Origin of the sequence: Puniceibacterium antarcticum, from assembly GCF_002760615.1 — a bacterium.
Classification (GTDB): Bacteria; Pseudomonadota; Alphaproteobacteria; order Rhodobacterales; family Rhodobacteraceae; genus Puniceibacterium; species Puniceibacterium antarcticum.
Window position 1 is genome coordinate 1 of sequence record NZ_AWWI01000112.1, and the last position, 23,487, is coordinate 23,487.

The following is a 23,487-nucleotide window of genomic DNA, read 5'->3' on the forward strand; positions in this document are numbered from 1 at the left end:
CGCCATCCGCGAAGGCGGCCGCACCGTCGGTTCGGGCGTCGTCTCCAAAATCCTCGAGTAATCGGGCATCCCGACTACAACAGAACGGGGTGCGTGAGATCACGCACCCCAAGCTACAGAAGGCCTTGGTTCACGCCGAGGCCTTCTGCTTTGGGCTAGAATGCCGGGTCTGGTCATATTAGGTTTATTAAATGCTATGCAGGGAAACTTTATTTCGCGCTCGATGTGCAAGTGCAGCATCGCGAAACTGCCTTTTGCATCAAGGGTTAGGCTGTTGAGCCGCGGTCTGTGCGCGGCACCGGTATACCGTCGTATCCTGTTAACTCATTAAAATCATTTGATTTTATTGGAAACTCTGTCATTTTCGCTGCCAGATATAGCAAGGGATTGGCATGAACAAAGTGACAGCAGCGGACTGGATCGGGCGGGAGGACGTGGTGCAGGCGCGGCTTGAGCCGGGCCTTGCCGCTATGATGGCCGCGACATTGAACCAGCCGCCGCCGCAAGAGGGGGATGTGTTGCCGCAGCTCTGGCATTGGGCTGCCTTTCCGGCGTTGGCGGCGATGTCCGAACTGGGCAGTGATGGTCATCCGAAGCTGGGGGGATTTCTGCCGCCCATCGATCTGCCGCGCCGGATGCGGGCGGGCGGCGCGCTGCGTTTTCACCGCCCGCTGCATGTGGGTGAGCGTCTGACAGCCCATGCCCGGATATCGGATGTGGTGGAAAAATCCGGCGGCACGGGGCAGATGGTTTTTGTCACCGTGCAGTACGAGATTTCGGGCGAAAGCGGTCTTGCCCTGTCGGAACGGCAGGACATCGTCTATCTGCCCATGCCGGACACGTTTCAGCCCCCTAAAGCCATTCCGGTGCCAACGGATCTGGTGATTGACGAGGCGCAGGAGATGTCAGAGGCGCTGCTGTTTCGCTATTCCGCCTGCACCTTTAATGCGCATCGCATCCATTATGACCGCACCTATGCCGCCGAGGTCGAGAAATACCCCGCGCTGATCGTGCATGGTCCGCTGCAGGCGACCTATCTGATCGACGCGGCGCACCGGTATCGGGGCATGCCGCCCAGCGATTTCAAATTCCGCTCTGTGTCGCCGATGTTCCATCACGACACCCTGCGGGTTCTGGCAGAGGGGCAGGAGGATGGCTCTTTGAAAATGTGCACTGCCACGGGTGATACACATCAGAACATGCAAGCCACGGCCAGTTGGGAGGAGTTACCATGAGCCAGATACTCAAGGGCATGCGCGTCGTCGAAAGTTCGGCTTTTGTCGCCGTGCCCCTTGCCGGCATGACGCTGGCGCAGATGGGGGCCGAGGTGATCCGCTTTGACCGCATCGGTGGCGGGCTGGATCACACCCGCTGGCCTGTGGCGCCGAACGGGCAGAGCCTGTTCTGGGACGGGCTGAACAAGGGCAAGAAATCCATCGCCGTGGATATGAAATCCGCCCAAGGTAAAGAGCTGATCACCCGGATCGTCACCGCCCCGGGTGAAGATGCCGGGCTGTTCATCACAAACCTTGCCGTCAAGGGCTGGCTGGATCACGCCAGCCTGTCGCAGCATCGTGCGGATATGATCACCGTCACACTGACCGGCGACCGGCAGGGGCATCCGCAGGTGGATTACACCGTCAACCCCAGCTTGGGCATTCCGCATATGACCGGCCCGGAAGGATATGCTGACCCGGTCGCCCATGCGCTGCCCGCTTGGGATGTTGCCGCCGGGCAGATGGTGGTGTCCGCGCTGCTGGCGGCAGAGCGTAACCGGCTGCGTCGTGGTACGGGGCAGGATGTAACCTTTTCGCTCAAGGACGTCGCGGCGGCCACCATCGGCCATCTGGGCCTGATCGCCGAGGCGGCGCTGACCGGCAAGGCGCGCGGCAAGAGCGGCAATGCGCTTTATGGTGCCTATGGTCAGGATTTTGTCTGCAGCGATGGCAAGCGGATCATGGTGATCGGCCTGACGGAACGGCAGTGGCTGGGGTTGGTGCGCATGACCGGGACCGAAGCCGCGATGGCGCGTCTGGCGGATTGCACCGGGCGGGATCTGTGTGACGAAGGCGCGCGGTTTGCCCTGCGCCATGACATCACCGGCATCCTGAAACCCTGGTTCGCGGTGCGCCCCAGCAAGGTTGCCGGACAAGAGTGTGACAAGGCGGGGGTCACGTGGTCACAGTTCCGCAGCATCCCAGAGGCGCTGGCCGAAGATCCGGATCTGTCCGAGGACAATCCGATGTTCCGGGTGCTCAATCACCCCGGGGTGGGGCGCTATCCGGTGCCGGGATCGCCGCTCAACTTTTCGGGCTATGCCCGGACGGATCCGGTGCCCGCCCCGGCATTGGGGGCGCATACAGAAGAAATTCTGGGGGATGTCGTGGGCCTGAGCGATACCGAGATTGCCGGGCTGTTCGATGCCGGGATCGTCCAGTCGGCGGCGCCGCGCAGGTCCTGCCGCACGGCGGCCTGAGGCCGGATGCGGACAAGCAAAAGGCCGTCTCTTGTGCAGAGGCGGCCTTTTGAGGTTTTTCCGTCCCGCTTTTGTGGGCGCAGGACGGAAAATATCGTCGGGTTGAAACGTCGTTGCTTAGTTGACGAAGTGCTGGATCAGCGTGCGCTTGTCGCCTTCGGAATCGCCGGATGCGACGATGTTCAGCAGGTTGCTGACTTGTGCATCGGTCAGGGTCGCGACTTCGATGTTGGGTGCATAGCGCTGCAGGATCGCCTGATCTGCGGGGGTGGCTGCCGATGCGACACCGGCCAGAGTGGAGAGTGCGAGAGCGGAGAGGATAAGAGTGCGTTTCATGATGTGTTCCTTTCGAGGGAGAGACTGTTGTGTGTCGTCGCTCAGTTGACGAAGTTCTGGATCAGGGTGCGCTTGTCGCTGGCGGAGTCACCGGATGCGACGATGTTCAGCAGGTTGCTGACCTGTGCGTCTGTCAGGGTCGCGACTTCGACATTCGGTGCGTAGCGCTGCAGGATAGCCTGATCTGCGGGGGTGGCTGCCGATGCGACACCGGCCAGAGTGGAGAGTGCGAGGGCGGAGAGGATAAGGGTACGTTTCATGATGTGTTCCTTTCGAGGGAGAAAATGTTGTGTGTCGTCGCTCAGTTGACGAAGTTCTGGATCAGGGTGCGCTTGTCGCTGGCGGAGTCACCGGATGCGACGATGTTCAGCAGGTTGCTGACCTGTGCATCGGTGAGTGCTGCAACTTCGACATTCGGTGCGTAGCGCTGCAGGATCGCCTGATCTGCGGGGGTGGCTGCCGATGCGACACCGGCCAGAGTGGAGAGTGCGAGGGCGGAGAGGATAAGAGTGCGTTTCATGTTCTATTACCTTGGTTTGTCGCCCGTCTGGGCGGATGTCTGGGCCAGCGGTTGCTGCCGATGACTGAGAGATAGGGAGGCTGGGGCCCAGTGTGAAATCACAAAAAACGCGCGCCAGATCACGCGCTTTTGCCCTTGATATAAAAAGGTTTTATACGCTTAGCGTGCGCAAATGCACAGTCAAAGTGCGGGTCTTATGTTAAAGGCAATTAGGTGCCTTCGCAGAGGTTTCAGCCCATCCCGACCTCTGTGAGGCAGGTCGGTTTGCGGACAGATCAGAGCGTTGTCACCATAAAGTGAGCCGCGCAATTCCTCTTGTTTAGGAGGATGCCCGTGGCGAAATTGCGCTAAACATGTCGGCCGTAGCGCCAAAGCCCCTGTGGCCCTGGCGCTCTTGCCCCTCTGCCGGGGCGGTCTGTACGGGCTTTCCCGCGAGAGGGCGTGTCACCTTCTGCAAATATCGGGCAAGGCGTATGGGCAGAGATTGGCGGGAAACCTTCGAAAGGCTCTTGATTTCGTCTGCCGGTTGGCTTAGTCCACGGCTCGGCGATAGGGGTATAGCTCAGTTGGTAGAGCGACGGTCTCCAAAACCGTAGGTCTGGAGTTCGAGTCTCCATGCCCCTGCCAGTTCTCTTAAATATGAAAATGAAATGAGATGCCCCACGGGGCCCGTAGTCGTGTTTGCGATACTGGGCTGGGTGTGTCTGTCGCAGCAGGCCGGACGGGCCGCTGTTGCCGCCGTGTTTCAGACGTGTTGGGCGCGGGCAGGTCGTAAAAGGTTCTGGCCCTGCGCAGCCCAAAGGCCGCAGCCTGGCAGAGGCCAAAAGAAAAGGGCCATCCGAAGATGACCCTTTCCCGGCACGTGATCGCCTTACGAGTCGATCATGAACGATGTCTTGACTGAAATCAGTTCACCATTGCTTCAAGGCTTTGGCTGATGTCCGATTCGTTGCCGCCGGAGTAGACGACAGCAAGGGCGCTGTTGAGCTGTGCTTCGGTCAGGGTATCAACGGTCATCTCGGGCAGATAGCGCTGGAGAATGGCCTGTTCCGCTGCCGTCGCGGTGTTCACTTCGCTGATACGCGTGCCGTCATCCATCATCACTGTTTTCACGTTAGCCGCAATGTCAGAATCGGACATATCGCTGTTGATGTAGTTCAGGGCCGTGTCCACCTGAGCTTGGGTCACAGTCGTGTAGTCCACATCCGGTGCATAGCGCTCGATCTGGGCAAACTGTGCCTCTGTCGGGGTCGCGGCCATGGTCACCGTCATATCTGTGCTGAACAGATCGTTCAATCGGTTCATCTTGGTGGTGCGGGGGCTGGAGCTGGAAATCACGGCCATCGCGTTTGCCACTTCGGTATCCGACAGGGTCGACGCATCGACGTTCGGCATCAATGCCTGAATTTGCGCAACTTCCGCTTCAGTTGCAGCAAAGGCGGCGGTCGACAGGCTGGCGGTCAGGGCGGTTGCGATCATAAGACGTTTCATAAAGGTACTCCTTACATTTCGGTCCATCGCGACATCTGAGCCGCGATTTGTATGACCACACAACCGTCAACCCCGGGATTGGTTCCGGGAATTCTGTTGCCGAACACGTTGATGTGACAGAAAAAAGAGGTTTTCGTGAGGTGAGGGTCACGCACGTCGAGGCGATGAATTGTTCCCGATATTACCTGGCGTAACGAAGGTGTGATCAAGCGGCGCGATCATCAGAAATGTGTCCGCTTGAGCGCCCACGGTCGCAGCAGCGCGAGGCGCGGGGACGCAGACGGGCGCGAGATCGCGCTGTTGCGTACACAAGGCGGTCCATTCCTATACATGCTCGCGGGCGAGGGCACAAAAGGTCGGCACCAAACCCCGCTCTTGAATCCCGGCGCGCCGACGCGTATGTGGCGCGGAACCGCAAGCAGAGAAGAGCCATGGCCAGAACAAATCCGATCCAGTTCGTACAGCAGGTACGCGCCGAAGTGAGCAAGGTTTCTTGGCCGACACGGCGCGAAGTCGTGTTGACGACCGTCATGGTCTTTATCATGGCGACGCTTACCGCGATCTTCTTTGCCACGGTCGATATTCTGATCCGCGAAGGTCTGCAGTTCGTGTTGAACTTTTTCGGCTGATCCTGCGATCTGATCCGGATCGGGTCGGCGTGTTGTGGCCTGAGTGTGGCCATTCGTGACGAAAAGCGCGCCTCGGCACTTGAATTAAACGGGCGCGGCGAGTAGTGGACACGACACCTTGCGAAACGGGCGTGCAATGATTCGTATTGCGCGCCGATTTTATTTTCGTTTGGGCGCCGCCAGTAACGGGGGCAGACAGACAAGACACCGCAGCATGGCGGTGCAGGAACAAGGGTTGAGGCCAGATGGCGAAGCGGTGGTATTCGGTAAGCGTGCTCTCGAACTTCGAGAAGAAGATTGCCGAACAGATCCGGACGGCGGTTGAGGAGCAGCAGCTTCACGACCAGATCGAAGAGGTTCTGGTGCCGACCGAAGAGGTGATCGAGATTCGCCGCGGCAAGAAGGTCACGACCGAGCGGCGCTTTATGCCCGGGTACGTTCTGGTGCGGATGGAGATGTCGGACAAGGGCTATCACCTGATCAACTCGATCAACCGCGTCACCGGTTTTCTGGGTCCGCAGGGGCGTCCGATGCCGATGCGCGATTCCGAAGTGACAGCGATCCTGGGTCGCGTGCAGGAAGGCGAAGACAGCCCGCGCACGCTGATCCACTTTGAAATCGGTGAGCGGGTCAAGGTCAACGACGGCCCGTTCGAAGATTTCGACGGCATGGTCGAAGGTGTCGACGAAGAGCACCAGCGCCTGCGGGTGGCGGTGTCGATCTTTGGCCGGGAAACCCCGGTCGAGCTGGAATTCACTCAGGTCACCAAGCAGGGGGCCTGAGGGTAGGGCACCTTCTGGTGCTGGAAGCGTGGGAGGCGAGGGCATCGCGATGTCCGGACCGCACCACGGCAACGAAAAGGCCCCATCTGACGCGTCAGGGGGCTGTTGGATATAAAGGAGTAGCCAGATGGCAAAGAAGCTTGCTGGCAAGATGAAGTTGCAAATCAAGGCCGGCCAGGCCAACCCGAGCCCACCCGTGGGTCCGGCGCTGGGCCAGCGCGGTCTCAACATCATGGAATTCTGCAAGGCGTTCAACGCCAAGACGCAGGAAATGGAGCCCGGCGCTCCGTGCCCGACCCTGATCACCTATTATCAGGACAAGTCCTTCACGATGGAAATCAAGACGCCTCCTGCGTCTTATTACCTCAAGAAGGCCGCTGGCATGAAGCCCGTCGGCAAACGGAACCGCCCCAAGGGTTCGCCCCTGCCGGGTCGTGAGACCGTTGCCTCCGTGACCGTTGCGCAAGTGCGCGAGATCGCTGAAGCAAAAATGAAGGACCTGAGCGCGAACGACGTTGAGGCAGCCATGCAGATTATTCTGGGCTCCGCAAAGTCCATGGGCATCGAGGTTAAGTAAGATGGCTAAGTTTGGAAAACGCACCCGCTCCGCCCGTGAAGCTTTTGCCGGCAAAGAGGATGTCTCTGTCGAAGAAGCCGTAAAGCTTATCAAGGCGAATTCGAACGTCAAGTTCGACGAAACCGTCGAGATTGCCATGAACCTTGGTGTTGACCCGCGTCACGCAGACCAGATGGTCCGTGGTGTTGTTGGTCTGCCCAACGGAACCGGCAAAACCGTTCGCGTTGCTGTCTTCGCCCGTGGCCCCAAGGCTGACGAAGCGACCGCAGCAGGCGCAGACATCGTCGGCGCCGAGGACCTGATGGAAACCATCCAGTCGGGCAAGATCGAGTTCGACCGTTGCATCGCAACGCCGGACATGATGTCGATCGTCGGCCGTCTGGGCAAGATCCTGGGCCCGCGCAACCTGATGCCGAACCCCCGCGTTGGCACTGTGACCATGGACGTCAAAGAGGCTGTCGAGGCCGCTAAAGGCGGACAGGTTCAGTTCAAGGCTGAAAAGGCCGGTGTGGTACACGCAGGCGTTGGCAAGGTTTCGTTCGACGAAGCCAAGCTGGTCGAGAACATCAAGGCATTCGTGTCTGCCGTGTCCAAGGCCCGCCCTGCTGGCGCCAAAGGCACCTACATGAAGCGTATCGCGCTGAGCTCGACCATGGGCCCGGGCGTCACTGTTGACGTCGCAACCGCGAACGCCGAATAAGAGATTGGTCCCGGGCCGCAAGGCTCGGGGCGAATACGGGGCCAGATGATCGGCCCCGTTCTGTCCGAGACGGAGGGTTCCGGGGATATGCCCGGAATAATTCCTTCCTGAGATGGGAAACGAGACGAGATTACCGCGGATCTTTGATCCTCGGGCGATCAAGGCCTCGGGACCCTGAACAACGGACCCGACTGTCCCGCATGTCTACGCGGGATGAACATGAGCCGGGGGGAAACCCCCAAATTTGGAGTGAAACTGTGGATAGAGCCCAGAAAGAGAAAGTGGTCGAGGAACTCGGCCAGATCTTCGAAAGCTCTGGCGTCGTGGTGGTAGCACATTACGAGGGTCTCACGGTTGCAGAGATGCAGGATCTTCGGGGACGCGCCCGCGCGAACCAGACGTCCGTACGCGTCGCCAAGAACAGGCTCGCCAAGATCGCCCTTGAGGGAAAGCCCTGCGCAAGCATTGCTGACTTTCTGACGGGCATGACCGTTCTGACCTTCTCCGAGGATCCCGTGGCAGCAGCCAAGGTAGCCGAGGACTTTGCCAAGGGGAACCAAAAGTTCCAGATCCTTGGCGGGGCAATGGGTCCGAACGCTCTGGACCGGGCCGGTGTGGAATCCGTGTCGAAGATGCCGTCGCGCGAGGAGCTTATTGCTTCGATCGTTGGCTGTATCGGCGCACCCGCATCGAACATCGCCGGGGCCATTGGCGCACCTGCTTCGAATATCGCATCCATCTTGTCCACAATCGAGGACAAGGCGGCTGCGTAAGCAACCTATGGGATCATCGTGGGGTTGAAATCCCGACGTTGGAACACATTTAGATACGGAAAGAAGTCACAATGGCTGATCTTAAAGCACTTGCAGAGCAGATCGTGAACCTCACGCTGCTGGAAGCACAAGAACTGAAAACTATCCTCAAAGACGAATACGGCATTGAGCCCGCAGCCGGTGGCGCGGTCATGATGGCCGGCCCGGCAGATGCCGGCGCGGCTGCTGCTGAAGAGCAGACCGAATTCGACGTCATCCTGAAATCGGCTGGCGCGTCCAAGATCAACGTGATCAAGGAAGTCCGCGCAATCACCGGTCTGGGCCTCAAAGAAGCCAAAGACCTGGTTGAAGCCGGTGGCAAAGCTGTCAAAGAGCAAGTTTCGAAAGCCGAAGCTGACGAAATCAAAGCCAAGCTCGAAGCAGCTGGCGCTGAAGTCGAGCTCAAGTAATCCGCTTCGGGTACGCCCGGATCGAATAACTGCACAGGCTGGATCCGGGCATTCCCGGGTCCAGCCGAGCCTGTCTCAGAGAGGCCCTTACCGCCAGCATGGCACAAAGGGCTTTTCTAAGGCGAGGTTCAAGGATCGGGAGGCGTTCGGTGGGACGGGCGCCATGAATAGATCGAATCTCCGCCGTCTCTGATGGGCGTGCCGCTGTGGCCCGACAGCGCTGCGCGTCCGTTGAGAAACTGAAAAGGTGACACCTGACATGGCGAAAAGCTATCTTGGCCAGAAACGTCTTCGCAAATATTTCGGCAAAATCCGTGAAGTTCTGGAGATGCCGAACCTGATCGAAGTTCAGAAATCCTCTTACGATCTTTTCCTGAAATCCGGTGACCAACTCGCGCCCATGGACGGCGAGGGCATCAAGGGCGTGTTCCAGTCCGTTTTCCCGATCAAGGATTTCAACGAAACCTCCGTGCTGGAATTTGTCAGCTACGAGCTGGAAAAGCCGAAATACGACGTCGAGGAATGCCAGCAGCGCGACATGACCTATGCCGCACCGCTGAAGGTGACGCTGCGTCTGATCGTGTTTGATATCGACGAAGATACAGGCGCGAAGTCGGTCAAGGACATCAAGGAGCAGGACGTCTACATGGGCGACATGCCCCTGATGACGCCCAACGGCACCTTTGTCGTCAACGGCACCGAACGTGTGATCGTGTCCCAGATGCACCGTTCGCCGGGCGTGTTCTTTGACCATGACAAAGGCAAGACGCATTCTTCAGGCAAGCTGCTGTTCGCCTGCCGGATCATTCCCTATCGCGGCTCCTGGCTCGATTTCGAATTCGACGCCAAGGACAATGTCTATGCGCGTATCGACCGTCGCCGCAAACTGCCGGTGACGACGCTGCTCTATGCCCTCGGCATGGATCAGGAAGCGATCATGGACGCCTATTTCAACACGGTGACCTTCACCGCCGCCCATGGGCAGCGCGGCTGGGTGACCAAGTTCTTCCCGGAACGTGTGCGCGGCACCCGTCCGACCTTTGATCTGGTCGATGCAGACTCGGGCGAGATTCTGGCCGAAGCCGGCAAGAAGATCACCCCCCGTGCGGTCAAGCAGATGATCGACGACGGCAAGGTCGCAAACCTGCTGGTGCCGTTCGACAACATCGTCGGCCGTTTCGTGTCCAAGGACATGATCAACGAAGAAACCGGCGCGATCTATTGCGAAGCCGGTGATGAGCTGACCTGGACTGTCGACAAGGATGGCGATGTCACTGGTGGCACGCTCAAGGAACTCGTGGATGCCGGCGTGACCGAGATCCCGGTTCTGGACATCGACAACATCACCGTTGGTGCCTACATCCGTTCGACCATGGCGATGGACAAGAACCTGAACCGCGATTCCGCGCTGATGGACATCTACCGCGTCATGCGCCCCGGCGAGCCGCCGACCGTCGAGGCTGCGTCGAACCTGTTCGACACGCTGTTCTTTGATTCCGAGCGTTACGATCTTTCGGCTGTTGGCCGGGTCAAGATGAACATGCGCCTCGCTCTCGACAAGCCTGATACCCAGCGCACGCTCGACCGCGACGATATCGTGGCCTGCATCAAGGCGCTTGTCGATCTGCGTGACGGGCACGGCGACATCGACGACATCGACCACCTCGGCAACCGCCGGGTCCGTTCGGTCGGCGAGCTGATGGAAAACCAGTACCGCGTCGGGCTGCTTCGTATGGAGCGCGCGATCAAGGAACGTATGTCGTCGGTCGAAATCGACACGGTGATGCCGCAGGATCTGATCAACGCCAAACCGGCTGCTGCTGCAGTGCGTGAATTCTTCGGCTCTTCGCAGCTGTCGCAGTTCATGGACCAAACCAACCCGCTGTCCGAAGTGACGCACAAACGCCGCCTGTCTGCGCTTGGACCGGGCGGTCTGACCCGCGAACGCGCTGGCTTTGAAGTCCGCGACGTTCACCCGACCCACTATGGTCGGATGTGCCCGATTGAAACGCCGGAAGGCCCGAACATTGGTCTGATCAACTCGCTGGCGACCTTTGCCCGCGTGAACAAATACGGCTTCATCGAAACTCCCTACCGCGTCGTCAAGGACTCGGTGGTGACGGACGAAGTGCACTACATGTCCGCGACCGAGGAAATGCGTCACACCGTGGCGCAGGCGAACGCCAACCTCGACGAGAACATGCGTTTCGTAAACGATCTGGTGTCCACCCGGAAATCCGGCGACTACACCTTGTCCCCGAACGAGATGGTCGATCTGATCGACGTGTCGCCGAAGCAGCTGGTATCTGTTGCGGCCTCGCTCATCCCGTTCCTCGAAAACGACGACGCCAACCGCGCTCTCATGGGCTCGAACATGCAACGTCAGGCCGTTCCGACCCTGCGCTCCGAAGCTCCGCTTGTGGGCACCGGGATCGAAGAGATCGTGGCCCGGGATTCCGGCGCTGCCATCATGGCGAAACGCACTGGTATCATCGACCAGGTCGATGCGATGCGGATCGTTGTGCGGGCGACTGATGACCTTGAACCCGGCGATCCGGGCGTCGACATCTACCGGATGCGCAAGTTCCAGCGTTCGAACCAGAACACCTGCATCAACCAGCGTCCGCTGGTGAAGGTGGGTGATCAGGTGACCAAGGGCGAAGTGATCGCCGATGGCCCGTCCACCGATATGGGGGAACTGGCGCTTGGCAAGAACGTCATGGTCGCCTTCATGCCGTGGAACGGCTACAACTACGAAGACTCGATCCTGATTTCCGAACGCATCTCGCGCGATGACGTGTTCACCTCTGTCCACATCGAGGAATTCGAAGTGGCGGCGCGCGACACGAAACTCGGGCCGGAAGAGATCACCCGCGACATTCCCAACGTCGGCGAGGAAGCCCTGCGCAACCTCGACGAAGCCGGTATCGTCTATATCGGTGCGGATGTGGAACCGGGCGACATCCTTGTCGGGAAAATCACCCCCAAGGGTGAAAGCCCGATGACGCCGGAAGAAAAGCTTCTGCGCGCCATCTTCGGGGAAAAGGCATCGGATGTTCGTGACACCTCACTTCGTGTGAAGCCGGGCGATTACGGCACAGTTGTCGAAGTGCGTGTGTTCAACCGCCACGGTGTGGAAAAGGACGAACGCGCCCTGCAGATCGAACGCGAAGAGGTCGAACGCCTGGCCCGTGACCGCGACGACGAACTCGCGATCCTGGACAGGAACATCTATGCGCGTCTGCGCACGATGATCCTGGGCAAGATCGCCGTCAAAGGTCCGCGCGGCGTCAAGCCGAATGCCGAGATCACCGAGGAACTGTTGTCTTCCCTGACCCGTGGTCAGTGGTGGCAGCTGGCGCTGTCGGACGAGGATGACGCCAAGATCGTCGAGGCCCTGAACGAGCAGTACGAGGCGCAGAAGCGCACTCTTGATGCCCGTTTCGAAGACAAGGTCGAGAAGGTCCGCCGTGGGGACGACCTGCCGCCGGGCGTGATGAAGATGGTCAAGGTTTTTGTCGCGGTGAAGCGCAAGCTGCAGCCGGGTGACAAGATGGCCGGTCGTCACGGCAACAAGGGTGTTATCTCCAAGGTTGTTCCGATGGAGGACATGCCGTTCCTTGCGGATGGTACCCCGGTCGACTTCTGTCTGAACCCGCTGGGCGTGCCGTCGCGCATGAACGTCGGTCAGATCCTTGAAACGCACATGGGCTGGGCCGCACGCGGTCTGGGCATCAAGATTGACGAGGCGCTGCAGGATTACCGGCGCTCTGGCGATCTGACCCCCGTGCGCGAGGCGATGCGCATCGCTTATGGGGATGATGTCTACGAAGAAGGCATCGTTGGCATGGACGAAGAGCATCTGGTCGAAGCAGCGGGCAACGTGACCCGTGGTGTGCCGATCGCAACGCCGGTCTTTGACGGTGCGAAAGAGGCAGATGTGAACGATGCGCTGCGTCGCGCTGGTTTCGATACGTCGGGTCAGTCGATCCTGTTTGATGGCCGTTCGGGCGAGCAGTTCTCGCGCAAGGTGACAGTGGGGATGAAGTACCTGCTGAAACTGCACCACCTTGTGGATGACAAGATCCACGCGCGTTCCACAGGGCCGTACTCGCTGGTCACCCAGCAGCCGCTCGGTGGTAAGGCGCAGTTCGGTGGTCAGCGCTTTGGGGAAATGGAAGTCTGGGCTCTGGAAGCTTACGGCGCCGCCTACACTCTGCAGGAAATGCTGACGGTCAAGTCGGATGACGTGGCTGGCCGGACCAAGGTCTATGAATCGATCGTCAAGGGCGAAGATAACTTCGAGGCCGGTATCCCGGAATCGTTCAACGTGCTTGTGAAGGAGGTCCGGGGTCTGGGCCTCAACATGGAACTCCTGGATGCGGAAGAGGATGAGTAAAGCCAAGAATTTTTACGGAAAATTTTTGGCAGCGAGGTTTTTCGCAGGAAAAACCTCGCACCCATCCCAGCTGTCCCACCCGATATTCGAGGTATCAAAATGAACCAGGAACTGACAAACAACCCGTTCAACCCGGTCGCTCCGGCAAAGACGTTCGACGAGATCAAGGTCTCGCTCGCCTCGCCGGAACGGATCCTGTCTTGGTCCTTTGGCGAGATCAAGAAGCCTGAAACCATCAACTACCGCACGTTCAAGCCCGAGCGTGACGGCCTGTTCTGCGCGCGTATCTTTGGCCCGATCAAGGATTACGAATGCCTCTGCGGCAAATACAAGCGCATGAAATACCGCGGCGTCGTCTGTGAAAAGTGCGGCGTCGAAGTCACCCTGCAGAAGGTCCGCCGCGAGCGGATGGGCCATATCGAACTGGCCGCTCCCTGCGCGCACATTTGGTTCCTGAAATCGCTGCCCTCGCGCATCGGTCTCATGCTGGACATGACCTTGCGTGATCTTGAGCGGGTGCTGTATTTCGAAAACTACGTGGTCATCGAACCGGGCCTTACCGACCTCACCTACGGTCAGATGCTGACCGAAGAAGAGTTCATGGATGCCCAGGACCAGTATGGCATGGACGCCTTCACCGCCAATATCGGCGCTGAAGCGATCCGCGAAATGCTGGCCGCGATTGACCTTGAGCAAGAGGCCGACACCCTGCGCGCCGACCTCAAGGAAGCCACAGGCGAGCTGAAGCCCAAGAAGATCATCAAGCGCCTCAAGGTGGTTGAAAGCTTCCTGGAATCCGGCAACCGCCCGGAATGGATGGTCATGACCGTCATCCCGGTCATCCCGCCCGAGCTGCGCCCGCTGGTGCCGCTGGACGGTGGCCGCTTTGCGACCTCCGACCTCAACGACCTGTACCGCCGCGTGATCAACCGTAACAACCGTCTCAAGCGGCTGATCGAGCTGCGTGCGCCCGACATCATCGTGCGCAACGAAAAGCGGATGCTGCAGGAATCCGTTGACGCCCTGTTCGACAACGGCCGTCGCGGTCGTGTCATCACCGGTGCAAACAAGCGTCCGCTGAAATCCCTGAGCGACATGCTCAAGGGCAAGCAGGGTCGTTTCCGTCAGAACCTTTTGGGCAAGCGCGTCGACTTCTCCGGCCGTTCGGTCATTGTGACCGGCCCGGAACTGAAGCTGCACCAGTGCGGTCTGCCCAAGAAGATGGCGCTCGAACTGTTCAAACCGTTCATCTACTCCCGGCTTGAGGCCAAGGGCCTGTCGAGCACCGTGAAGCAGGCCAAGAAACTGGTCGAGAAAGAGCGTCCCGAGGTTTGGGACATTCTAGACGAGGTGATCCGCGAACACCCCGTCATGCTCAACCGTGCGCCGACGCTGCACCGTCTGGGCATCCAGGCGTTTGAACCGATGCTGATCGAGGGTAAAGCCATCCAGCTGCACCCGCTGGTCTGTTCGGCCTTCAACGCCGACTTTGACGGTGACCAGATGGCCGTGCACGTCCCGCTGAGCCTTGAGGCCCAGCTGGAAGCGCGCGTTCTGATGATGTCGACGAACAACGTTCTGTCGCCCGCCAACGGCGCACCGATCATCGTTCCGTCGCAGGATATGATTCTCGGCATCTACTACGTCACGATTGCCCGCGATGGCATGAAGGGCGAGGGCATGAAGTTCTCTTCCATCGAAGAGGTCGAACATGCGCTGAACTCGAAAGAGGTGCATCTGCACGCCAAGATCGAATGCCGCGTCACGCAGATCGACGAAGAAGGCAACGAGATTATCAAGCGTTTCGAGACCACACCGGGTCGTGTGCGTCTGGGTGCCCTGCTGCCGATGAACGCCAAGGCGCCGTTTGATCTGGTCAACAATCTTCTGCGCAAGAAGGACGTTCAGAAGGTCATCGACACCGTCTACCGCTATTGCGGTCAGAAAGAGTCGGTCATTTTCTGCGATCAGATCATGACCATGGGCTTCCGCGAGGCGTTCAAGGCCGGCATTTCCTTCGGTAAGGACGACATGGTTGTTCCCGACAGCAAATGGCCGATCGTCGAAGAGACCCGCACCCAGGTCAAGGATTTCGAACAGCAGTACATGGATGGCCTGATCACTCAGGGCGAAAAGTACAACAAGGTTGTCGATGCCTGGTCCAAGTGTAACGACAAGGTCACCGAAGCGATGATGTCGACCATCTCGGCCTCCAAGACCGATGTGGACGGCTCGGAAATGGAACCGAACTCGGTCTACATGATGGCGCACTCCGGTGCCCGTGGCTCGGTCACGCAGATGAAACAGCTGGGCGGCATGCGCGGCCTGATGGCCAAGCCGAACGGCGACATCATCGAGACGCCGATCATCTCGAACTTCAAGGAAGGTCTGACCGTTCTTGAATACTTCAACTCGACCCACGGCGCCCGTAAGGGTCTGTCCGACACCGCTCTGAAGACGGCGAACTCGGGCTATCTGACCCGTCGTCTGGTGGACGTCGCGCAGGATTGTATCGTGCGCATGAAGGACTGTGGCACCGACAAGGCGATCACCGCCGAAGCGGCTGTCAACGATGGCGAGGTTGTCTCGTCCCTGGCGGAACGCGTACTGGGCCGTGTCACGGCCGAGGTCGTGTATCGTCCGGGCACCGAAGAGGTGCTGATCAAGCACGGTCAGCTGATCGATGAACGTCTGGCAGATATCGTGGACGAGGCGGCCGTGCAGACCATGCGCATCCGTTCGCCCCTGACCTGCGAGGCCGAAGAAGGCGTCTGCGCCATGTGCTATGGTCGTGACCTTGCACGCGGTACGCTGGTCAACCACGGCGAAGCTGTCGGCATCATCGCTGCACAGTCGATCGGTGAGCCTGGCACACAGCTGACGATGCGGACCTTCCACATCGGCGGCGTTGCTCAGGGTGGTCAGCAGTCCTTCCTCGAAGCGTCCCAGTCGGGCATCATCGCCTTTGAACAGGCGCTGACGCTGGAGAATTCCAACGGCGAAACGCTGGTCATGGGCCGGAACATGAAGCTGCGGATCATGGACGAACATGGCGCCGAACGGGCCAGCCACAAGCTGGGCTACGGCACCAAGGTCTTTGTCAAAGAGGGCGACACCATTGCCCGCGGCGACAAGCTATTCGAATGGGATCCCTACACCCTGCCGATCATCGCGGAAAAGGACGGTACCGTCCGTCACGTCGACCTCGTCAACGGTATTGCCGTGCGCGAAGAGACGGATGATGCGACCGGCATGACCCAGAAGATCGTCTCTGACTGGCGCGCGGCCCCCAAGGGCAACGAGCTCAAGCCAGAGATCATTCTGGTCGACACCGATGGCGAACCGGTCCGCAACGATGCGGGCAACCCGGTGACCTATGCGATGTCGGTGGACGCGATCCTCTCGGTCGAAGACGGCCAGGACATCAAGGCAGGTGACGTTGTTGCGCGTATTCCGCGTGAAGGCGCCAAGACCAAGGACATCACCGGTGGTCTGCCGCGTGTGGCCGAACTCTTTGAGGCACGTCGCCCCAAGGACCACGCCATCATCGCGGAAATCGACGGCTATGTGCGCTTTGGCAAGGACTACAAGAACAAGCGCCGCATCAGCATCGAGCCTGTGGACGACAGCCTGACAGCTGTCGAATACATGGTCCCCAAGGGCAAGCACATCCCGGTTGCCGAAGGCGACTATGTGACCAAGGGCGACTACATCATGGACGGCAACCCGGCGCCGCATGACATCCTCGCCATCATGGGGATCGAGGCGCTGGCGAACTACATGATCGACGAAGTGCAGGACGTCTATCGTCTGCAGGGCGTCAAGATCAACGACAAGCACGTCGAGGTCATTGTGCGTCAGATGCTGCAGAAGTGGGAGATCCAGGATTCTGGCGACACCACCCTGCTCAAGGGCGAACATGTCGACAAGGCCGAGTTCGACGCCGCCAACGAAAAGGCGATCAAGAAGAACGGTCGTGCGGCACAGGGCGAACCGATCCTGCTGGGCATCACCAAGGCGTCGCTGCAAACCCGCAGCTTCATCTCGGCGGCGTCCTTCCAGGAAACCACGCGCGTCCTCACCGAAGCTTCGGTTCAGGGCAAGCGGGACAAGCTGGTTGGTCTGAAAGAGAACGTGATCGTGGGTCGTCTGATCCCGGCCGGTACCGGTGGTGCCACGCAAAGCATGCGCCGCATCGCGGCCGATCGCGATACCGTTGTTGTCGATGCCCGCCGGATCGAGGCCGAAGCCGCTGCCGCACTGGCCGCGCCGACGCCGGAACCCGTGCAGGCTGACCCGTTCAAGGTCAGCCCCTCGGACAGCAACGACTGATCCAGAGCTTTGGATCGTGAAAACCAAAGGCCCCCGTGCAGATCGCACGGGGGCCTTTTCATTGGCGGGGTCTGGTGCGGTTCAGTCTGGATGCCACCGGCAAGGTGGCGAAGGTCAGCCCGGCAGCGCGCGCTTTGGCACCGACAGGCGATAGACAAAGCTTTCCGATCCGAATTCCCGTACCGCTTCGGCCTGCAGCTGGTTTGGCACGATCTGATCCAGGATCATCGACCCGAAACCTGTACGGTCCGGAATCTCGGTGACGGTTATTCCGCCCTCGCGCCATTCCAGATTGAAACCCGATGATCCGACCTTGTTCCATGCGATGGCCAGACGCCCGTCTGCGGTCTTCAGCGCCCCGTATTTGAGCGAATTCGTGGTCAGCTCGTGCACGGCAAGGGTCAGGATCTGTGCCTCATCCGCATTCAGCTGGATCTCGGCACCGGTCATGTCGATCTGCCCGCTGTCCACGGTAAAATGATCGGCCAGCTGGCGGGACAGGATCGATTCGATGGTCATGCGGTCCCAGTTGTTTCCGGTCAGATAGGAATGGGTGCGCGCCAGGGCCTGAATACGCCCCTCGAACCGTTTCAGGAAATCCTTCAGGTCGTCGGCCGTGTTCGCCGTGCGCCGGGCGATGACCGACACGAGACCCAGAATATTGCCCACACGGTGCTGCAATTCGGCGGCGACTGCGTTTTTCAGCTGTTCGGCCTTCACTTGTTTGGTGACGTCCTGCGCCTTCTGGATCATGTGCCGGATCTGGCCGTCAGGGCTGGGAAGGGGTTTATGGGTGCAGGTCCACCAGACGTCTCGCAAGCCCATGGTGCCGTCCGGGTTTTCCGTGGGGATGGCAAAGGGCACTTCGACCAGAGTGTTCTTTTCACCGTCCAGCGCCCGCTGAAAGGCGGCACCGAACATGGCGACCCGCTCCGGACTTTCCGGGAAGGCGTCAAAGACGTACATACCTTTCAACTCATCCAGTGTGCGACCGACATCTTCCAGATATGTATCCGTTGCAGTGACGATCCTCATCTGGACATCCAGCACGAGGCAGGGCGCAGGGACGTGTTTGAACACTTCCGTAAAATCCAAATTGACGCCAGACATGGCCTTAATGTTCTTTCTGTTACCCATTTTGCCTGACGCAGGACTGACCAAAAGACCTATTTCTGGACGCGGCAAGCCTAGGTTGTGTGGTTAACACTCCGTATCTCATGGAGCAATATGGGTGAATGTCGCCTACCCGTCATGGGACGCATGTGTATCTGCTTTGCCGATGTGGTCAGACGCGGCTTTGGGCCTGCCTCAGGTGTTGCGGTATTTGTGCCATTCCGCCCAGGCAAAAGGTTCGCTAAAGCAGGTCCTGTTCCAGCTGAACCGCCCGTTACCGCCTCTCCCTCAGACGCGGGGCGCGATTGGCGGTGCTTTGATGTGAACGGGATACGCTTGAAAGGCCGCACTGATGACACAGCTTTCCGACAACACCCGCGGCGCGCTGTTGATGATGGCGGGTATGACCGCGTTTTCCTTTGGCGATGTGATGGTCAAGGCGACGGCGGGGCAGATGCCGCTGGGCCAGATCCTCAGCCTGCGCGGCGCGCTGTCCAGCATGGCCATCTACCTGATCGCCCGCCATCTTGGTGCCCTGACCCTGCGGCTGTCGCGGCGTGACTGGGGGCTTGTCACCCTGCGCTCCCTGGCCGAAGTGGGATCTGCCTATTTCTTCCTCACGGCGCTGTTCGAAATGCCGCTGGCCAACATCAACGCGCTGTTGCAGATGCTGCCGCTGACCGTGACCCTGGGCAGCGCGCTGGTGTTTCGCGAATACGTCGGCTGGCGGCGGTGGGTTGCCATTGCCATCGGCTTTGTGGGTATGTTGCTGATCGTGAAGCCGGGCACCGAAGGCTTCAACGCCTATACGGTCTATGCGCTGATCGCCGTGCTCTGCGTCACCGTGCGCGACCTTGTCACCCGGCGCTTTTCCAAAGAGGTGCCAAGCCTGACCATCACGCTGATCACCGCGCTGTCGGTGACGCTGTTTGCGCTTTGCCTGTCGCTGCAAGAGCAGTGGGTGCCCCTGACACCCTGGCTGGGTGGGCTGGTTGTCCTTGCGGCCCTGTGCGTGGTGGTGGGCTATATCCTCAGCATCATGGTCATGCGCGTTGGCGATGTCAGCTTCATCGCGCCTTTTCGGTATACCGGGCTGCTCTGGGCGCTGGTGCTGGGTCTTGTGCTGTTCGGCGAATGGCCACGGCCGCTGACCCTGCTGGGCGCGGCGATCATTGTGGCGACGGGCGTCTTCACCCTCCTGCGCGAGGCACAGCTGAGGCGGGCGCGCCTGCGTGCAGCGGGGTAGGGCGACAGCGCCTGTCTGATCGCGCGCGATTGGGGCAGGGGGCTGGCGTGCATCGGTCCTGGCCTGTAAGGGCCACGGCAGAGAATCTGACTGGAAAAGGGCGCGCGCCCACAGCTCACGTGGCAGACCATCCGCTCGGATCATGGCCGCGATGCCACAGCTGTAAATCAAGGCCAATATGGTCAACAGCCCCCTTGTGCTGCTGTTGACAAGGCCTGCGACTCCCCATATACGCCCGCTATCTCGGAGACGGGATGCATTGCATCCGACATTCGATCTACAGAACTAAAGCGGTCAAGATCCGGGCCACAAGCCCCGATCCTCTGGAAACCCCCGCGTCGTTCCCAAAATTGGGAACGCATGCGGTTTTTTGCGTCGCATGCTTTCGTGACGTGACCATAACGTGCATCTAACGTGCACACGGTGACTTGCGGACGCGCAAGGCGCTGAACCTGAAACCCGCACGGGGAAACTCGTGCACCACATATGTGAGCTACACGGGGAAAGAACCGGAATGCCAACGATCCAACAGCTGATCCGCAAGCCGCGGCAGCCGAAAGTCAAGCGCTCGAAGTCGATGCACCTAGAGCAATGCCCTCAGAAACGTGGCGTCTGCACACGCGTCTATACAACGACACCGAAAAAGCCGAACTCGGCCATGCGGAAAGTTGCCAAGGTCCGTCTGACCAATGGCTTCGAGGTCATCAGCTACATTCCTGGCGAAAGCCACAACCTTCAGGAGCACTCTGTGGTCCTGATTCGCGGCGGTCGTGTAAAAGACCTTCCCGGTGTGCGTTATCACATCCTGCGCGGTGTTCTGGATACCCAGGGCGTCAAGGACCGGAAACAGCGTCGCTCCAAGTATGGCGCGAAGCGTCCGAAGTAAGAGGGTATATAAATGTCTCGTCGTCACGCCGCTGAAAAACGCGAAGTTCTCCCCGATGCCAAGTATGGTGACCGGGTCCTGACCAAATTCATGAACAACCTGATGGTTGACGGTAAGAAATCCGTCGCCGAGAGCATCGTCTACAACGCTCTCACCCGGGTTGAGGACAAGATCAAGCGCGCCCCCGTGGAAGTGTTCCACGAAGCGCTCGACAACATCAAGCCGAGCATCGAAGTGCGCTCGCGCCGCGTCGGTGGTGCCACCTATCAGGTGCCCGTCGAAGTGCGCATCGAACGTCGCGAAGCTCTGGCGATCCGCTGGCTCATCGATGCCAGCCGCAAGCGGAACGAGAACACCATGGAAGAGCGCCTTGCAGGCGAGCTCATGGATGCTGTCAATTCGCGCGGCTCAGCCGTGAAAAAGCGTGAAGACACTCACAAGATGGCAGACGCAAACAAAGCGTTCAGCCATTACCGCTGGTAACCCCTAGTCAAAAGGACTGTCCCCCATGGCACGCGAATATCCCCTGACGCGCTACCGGAACTTCGGGATCATGGCCCACATCGACGCGGGCAAGACCACGACGACCGAACGCATCCTTTTCTACACCGGCAAGTCCCACAAGATCGGCGAAGTTCACGACGGCGCCGCGACCATGGACTGGATGGAGCAGGAGCAGGAACGCGGTATCACGATCACGTCCGCTGCGACGACGACTTTCTGGCAGCGCCAGGAAGATCCGACTCTCGAAGGCACGTCTGATACCAAGTACCGCTTCAACATCATCGACACCCCCGGCCACGTGGACTTCACCATCGAGGTCGAGCGTTCGCTCGCCGTTCTCGATGGCGCGATCTGCCTGCTGGATGCAAACGCCGGCGTCGAGCCGCAGACCGAAACCGTTTGGCGTCAGGCCGACCGGTACAAGGTTCCGCGGATCGTCTTCGTCAACAAAATGGACAAGATCGGCGCGGATTTCTACAATTGCGTCAAGATGATCAAGGACCGCACCGGTGCGATCCCTGCGCCTATCGCTCTGCCGATTGGTGCCGAGGACAAGCTGGAAGGCATCATCGACCTGATCAAGATGGAAGAATGGGTCTGGGAAGGCGAAGATCTGGGCGCGTCCTGGTTCCGCCGTCCGATCCGCGAAGAACTTCAGGATCTGGCCGATGAATGGCGCGCAAACCTCATCGAGGTTGCGGTCGAAGTCGACGATGATGCGATGGAAAAGTACCTCGATGGCGTCATGCCGGATGAGGACACCCTGCGCAAGCTGATCCGCAAGGGTTGTCTGACGCTGGCCTTTGTGCCGGTGACAGCCGGCTCCGCGTTCAAGAACAAGGGCGTGCAGCCCCTCCTGAACGCTGTGATCGACTTCCTGCCCTCGCCGCTGGATGTCCCCGCCTATATGGGCTTCTCTCCGGATGATGAGACCGAGACACGCAATATCGCCCGTCACGCTGACGACGATGAGCCTTTCTCGGGTCTGGCCTTCAAGATCATGAACGACCCCTTTGTCGGCACGCTGACCTTCACCCGGATCTATTCCGGCAAGATGAAGAAGGGCGACGCGATCCTGAACACCACCAAGGGCCGCAAGGAACGCGTTGGCCGTATGATGATGATGCACGCCATCGATCGCGAAGAGATCGACGAGGCGTTTGCAGGCGACATCATCGCGCTGGCCGGTCTGAAGGACACCACCACAGGTGACACGCTGTCTGACAGCCAGCATCAGGTGGTTCTGGAAACGATGACCTTCCCCGATCCGGTGATCGAGATCGCTATCGAACCCAAGACCAAGGCTGACCAGGAAAAAATGTCTACAGGCCTCCAGCGCCTTGCGGCAGAAGATCCTTCCTTCCGCGTCGAAACCGACATCGAGTCCGGTCAGACGATCATGAAGGGCATGGGCGAACTTCACCTGGACATTCTGGTGGACCGTCTCAAGCGTGAATTCAAGGTCGAAGCCAACATCGGCGCCCCGCAGGTTGCCTACCGCGAGACCATCGGTCACGAGGTCGAGCATACCTACACCCACAAGAAGCAGTCGGGTGGTTCGGGTCAGTTCGCTGAGGTCAAGCTGGTTATTTCGCCAACAGCGCCGGGCGAAGGCTATTCCTTCGAATCCAAAGTCGTTGGTGGTTCCGTTCCCAAGGAATACATTCCTGGTGTTGAAAAAGGGATCAAGTCGGTCATGGACTCCGGTCCGCTGGCAGGTTTCCCGGTCATCGACTTCAAGGTCATGCTGATCGACGGCAAATACCACGACGTCGACTCCTCGGTCCTCGCCTTCGAGATCGCTGCCCGCATGGGTATGCGTGAAGGGATGCGTAAGGCGGGTGCGAAGCTGCTTGAGCCGATCATGAAGGTCGAGGTCATCACGCCCGAAGAATACACTGGCAACGTGATCGGGGATCTTACCTCGCGTCGTGGTCAGGTGACGGGTCAGGATCCGCGCGGCAATGCCGTCGCGATCGCTGCGATGGTTCCGCTGGCAAACATGTTCGGCTACATCAACAACCTGCGCTCCATGTCTTCGGGCCGTGCGCAGTTCACGATGCAGTTCGACCATTACGATCCGGTGCCGCAGAACATCTCGGACGAGATCCAGAAGAAATACGCTTAAACGGGATGGCGGGGAGTTACCCCGCCCTACCCACCACCCGTAGGGCGGGGGTCACCCCGCCACCCAGACTAGACAGGAGGCCATCATGGCAAAGGCAAAGTTTGAACGTAACAAGCCGCACTGCAACATCGGCACGATTGGTCACG

General features: G+C 59.5%; 19 protein-coding genes, 1 tRNA gene and 1 pseudogene. 16 read left to right on the top strand and 5 right to left on the bottom strand.

What is annotated here, in order from left to right:
* Nucleotides 1-392 precede the first annotated feature (392 nt).
* Nucleotides 393-1,235: an HTD2 family dehydratase gene (locus tag P775_RS15610; protein WP_099911849.1), complete on the top strand. Its 843-nt coding sequence runs from the start codon at nt 393-395 to the stop codon at nt 1,233-1,235.
* Entirely contained in the window at nt 1,232-2,476 is a 1,245-nt protein-coding gene (locus P775_RS15615) for a CoA transferase (protein WP_099911850.1), read from the top strand. Before P775_RS15610 ends, P775_RS15615 begins: the two co-directional genes overlap by 4 nt.
* A 117-nt stretch (nt 2,477-2,593) precedes the next feature.
* On the opposite strand, the gene P775_RS15620 is transcribed toward P775_RS15615, so the two are convergent.
* The 3 genes from P775_RS15620 to P775_RS15630 are packed head-to-tail and all read right to left on the bottom strand — an operon-like array spanning nt 2,594 to nt 3,332.
* On the bottom strand, nt 2,594-2,812 hold the full coding sequence (locus P775_RS15620) for a hypothetical protein (RefSeq protein ID WP_099911851.1): 219 nt from the start codon (nt 2,810-2,812) through the stop codon (nt 2,594-2,596).
* A gap of 41 nt (nt 2,813-2,853) precedes the next feature.
* Nucleotides 2,854-3,072: a hypothetical protein gene (locus tag P775_RS15625; protein WP_099911852.1), complete on the bottom strand. Its 219-nt coding sequence runs from the start codon at nt 3,070-3,072 to the stop codon at nt 2,854-2,856.
* A 41-nt stretch (nt 3,073-3,113) separates the two neighbouring features.
* On the bottom strand, nt 3,114-3,332 hold the full coding sequence (locus tag P775_RS15630) for a hypothetical protein (RefSeq protein ID WP_099911853.1): 219 nt from the start codon (nt 3,330-3,332) through the stop codon (nt 3,114-3,116).
* 551 nt (nt 3,333-3,883) lie between these two features.
* Here P775_RS15630 and P775_RS15635 point away from each other — a divergent pair.
* Nucleotides 3,884-3,959 (top strand) — tRNA-Trp (locus tag P775_RS15635).
* 279 nt (nt 3,960-4,238) lie between these two features.
* On the opposite strand, the gene P775_RS15640 is transcribed toward P775_RS15635, so the two are convergent.
* The gene (locus P775_RS15640) at nt 4,239-4,823 is read right to left on the bottom strand and encodes a hypothetical protein (protein WP_099911854.1); all 585 of its coding nucleotides are present in this window, start codon (nt 4,821-4,823) and stop codon (nt 4,239-4,241) included.
* A gap of 431 nt (nt 4,824-5,254) precedes the next feature.
* On the opposite strand from P775_RS15640, the gene secE reads away from it, so the two are divergent.
* From secE to rpoC, 8 genes are all read left to right on the top strand, one after another.
* Nucleotides 5,255-5,452, top strand: a complete 198-nt coding sequence (gene secE / locus P775_RS15645) for a preprotein translocase subunit SecE (protein WP_099911855.1) — start codon at nt 5,255-5,257, stop codon at nt 5,450-5,452.
* A gap of 245 nt (nt 5,453-5,697) precedes the next feature.
* Entirely contained in the window at nt 5,698-6,234 is a 537-nt protein-coding gene (gene nusG / locus P775_RS15650) for a transcription termination/antitermination protein NusG (protein ID WP_099911856.1), read from the top strand.
* 127 nt (nt 6,235-6,361) lie between these two features.
* Nucleotides 6,362-6,811 (top strand): 50S ribosomal protein L11, encoded by a 450-nt coding sequence (rplK, locus tag P775_RS15655; RefSeq protein WP_099911857.1) that lies wholly within the window; start codon nt 6,362-6,364, stop codon nt 6,809-6,811.
* 1 nt (nt 6,812) lies between these two features.
* Nucleotides 6,813-7,511 carry a 50S ribosomal protein L1 gene (rplA, locus tag P775_RS15660; protein WP_099911858.1) on the top strand — a complete coding sequence of 233 codons (699 nt, stop codon included), beginning with the start codon at nt 6,813-6,815 and terminating at the stop codon, nt 7,509-7,511.
* A 257-nt stretch (nt 7,512-7,768) separates the two neighbouring features.
* Nucleotides 7,769-8,284 (top strand): 50S ribosomal protein L10, encoded by a 516-nt coding sequence (gene rplJ, locus P775_RS15665; RefSeq protein WP_099911866.1) that lies wholly within the window; start codon nt 7,769-7,771, stop codon nt 8,282-8,284.
* 71 nt (nt 8,285-8,355) lie between these two features.
* Nucleotides 8,356-8,733, top strand: coding sequence for a 50S ribosomal protein L7/L12 (gene rplL, locus P775_RS15670; protein WP_099911859.1), 378 nt, complete (start codon nt 8,356-8,358; stop codon nt 8,731-8,733).
* A gap of 259 nt (nt 8,734-8,992) precedes the next feature.
* Entirely contained in the window at nt 8,993-13,132 is a 4,140-nt protein-coding gene (gene rpoB, locus P775_RS15675; RefSeq protein ID WP_099911860.1) for a DNA-directed RNA polymerase subunit beta, read from the top strand.
* A 99-nt stretch (nt 13,133-13,231) separates the two neighbouring features.
* Nucleotides 13,232-17,464: a DNA-directed RNA polymerase subunit beta' gene (rpoC, locus tag P775_RS15680; RefSeq protein WP_099911861.1), complete on the top strand. Its 4,233-nt coding sequence runs from the start codon at nt 13,232-13,234 to the stop codon at nt 17,462-17,464.
* Nucleotides 17,465-17,578: 114 nt separating this feature from the next.
* Here the strand turns inward: rpoC and P775_RS15685 are convergent, their stop codons facing one another.
* On the bottom strand, nt 17,579-18,574 hold the full coding sequence (locus tag P775_RS15685; RefSeq protein ID WP_180287463.1) for a sensor histidine kinase: 996 nt from the start codon (nt 18,572-18,574) through the stop codon (nt 17,579-17,581).
* A gap of 355 nt (nt 18,575-18,929) precedes the next feature.
* Between P775_RS15685 and P775_RS15690 the strand changes: the two genes are divergently transcribed.
* From P775_RS15690 to P775_RS29910, 5 genes and pseudogenes are all read left to right on the top strand, one after another.
* Nucleotides 18,930-19,823: a DMT family transporter gene (locus P775_RS15690; protein ID WP_099911863.1), complete on the top strand. Its 894-nt coding sequence runs from the start codon at nt 18,930-18,932 to the stop codon at nt 19,821-19,823.
* Between the two features lie 514 nt (nt 19,824-20,337).
* Nucleotides 20,338-20,709 carry a 30S ribosomal protein S12 gene (rpsL, locus tag P775_RS15695; RefSeq protein ID WP_005621086.1) on the top strand — a complete coding sequence of 124 codons (372 nt, stop codon included), beginning with the start codon at nt 20,338-20,340 and terminating at the stop codon, nt 20,707-20,709.
* 12 nt (nt 20,710-20,721) lie between these two features.
* On the top strand, nt 20,722-21,192 hold the full coding sequence (rpsG, locus tag P775_RS15700; protein WP_099911864.1) for a 30S ribosomal protein S7: 471 nt from the start codon (nt 20,722-20,724) through the stop codon (nt 21,190-21,192).
* A gap of 25 nt (nt 21,193-21,217) precedes the next feature.
* Nucleotides 21,218-23,341 (top strand): elongation factor G, encoded by a 2,124-nt coding sequence (fusA, locus tag P775_RS15705; RefSeq protein ID WP_099911865.1) that lies wholly within the window; start codon nt 21,218-21,220, stop codon nt 23,339-23,341.
* Nucleotides 23,342-23,426: 85 nt separating this feature from the next.
* A pseudogene (locus tag P775_RS29910) lies at nt 23,427-23,487 on the top strand (GTP-binding protein); the annotation flags it as partial.

Coding starts and splice junctions, on each gene's coding strand:
- P775_RS15610 (WP_099911849.1), top strand. CDS start 393: ATGAACAAAGTGACAGCAGCGGACTGGATCGGGCGGGAGGACGTGGTG.
- P775_RS15615 (WP_099911850.1), top strand. CDS start 1,232: ATGAGCCAGATACTCAAGGGCATGCGCGTCGTCGAAAGTTCGGCTTTT.
- P775_RS15620 (WP_099911851.1), bottom strand. CDS start 2,812: ATGAAACGCACTCTTATCCTCTCCGCTCTCGCACTCTCCACTCTGGCC.
- P775_RS15625 (WP_099911852.1), bottom strand. CDS start 3,072: ATGAAACGTACCCTTATCCTCTCCGCCCTCGCACTCTCCACTCTGGCC.
- P775_RS15630 (WP_099911853.1), bottom strand. CDS start 3,332: ATGAAACGCACTCTTATCCTCTCCGCCCTCGCACTCTCCACTCTGGCC.
- P775_RS15640 (WP_099911854.1), bottom strand. CDS start 4,823: ATGAAACGTCTTATGATCGCAACCGCCCTGACCGCCAGCCTGTCGACC.
- secE (WP_099911855.1), top strand. CDS start 5,255: ATGGCCAGAACAAATCCGATCCAGTTCGTACAGCAGGTACGCGCCGAA.
- nusG (WP_099911856.1), top strand. CDS start 5,698: ATGGCGAAGCGGTGGTATTCGGTAAGCGTGCTCTCGAACTTCGAGAAG.
- rplK (WP_099911857.1), top strand. CDS start 6,362: ATGGCAAAGAAGCTTGCTGGCAAGATGAAGTTGCAAATCAAGGCCGGC.
- rplA (WP_099911858.1), top strand. CDS start 6,813: ATGGCTAAGTTTGGAAAACGCACCCGCTCCGCCCGTGAAGCTTTTGCC.
- rplL (WP_099911859.1), top strand. CDS start 8,356: ATGGCTGATCTTAAAGCACTTGCAGAGCAGATCGTGAACCTCACGCTG.
- rpoB (WP_099911860.1), top strand. CDS start 8,993: ATGGCGAAAAGCTATCTTGGCCAGAAACGTCTTCGCAAATATTTCGGC.
- rpoC (WP_099911861.1), top strand. CDS start 13,232: ATGAACCAGGAACTGACAAACAACCCGTTCAACCCGGTCGCTCCGGCA.
- P775_RS15685 (WP_180287463.1), bottom strand. CDS start 18,574: ATGTCTGGCGTCAATTTGGATTTTACGGAAGTGTTCAAACACGTCCCT.
- P775_RS15690 (WP_099911863.1), top strand. CDS start 18,930: ATGACACAGCTTTCCGACAACACCCGCGGCGCGCTGTTGATGATGGCG.
- rpsL (WP_005621086.1), top strand. CDS start 20,338: ATGCCAACGATCCAACAGCTGATCCGCAAGCCGCGGCAGCCGAAAGTC.
- rpsG (WP_099911864.1), top strand. CDS start 20,722: ATGTCTCGTCGTCACGCCGCTGAAAAACGCGAAGTTCTCCCCGATGCC.
- fusA (WP_099911865.1), top strand. CDS start 21,218: ATGGCACGCGAATATCCCCTGACGCGCTACCGGAACTTCGGGATCATG.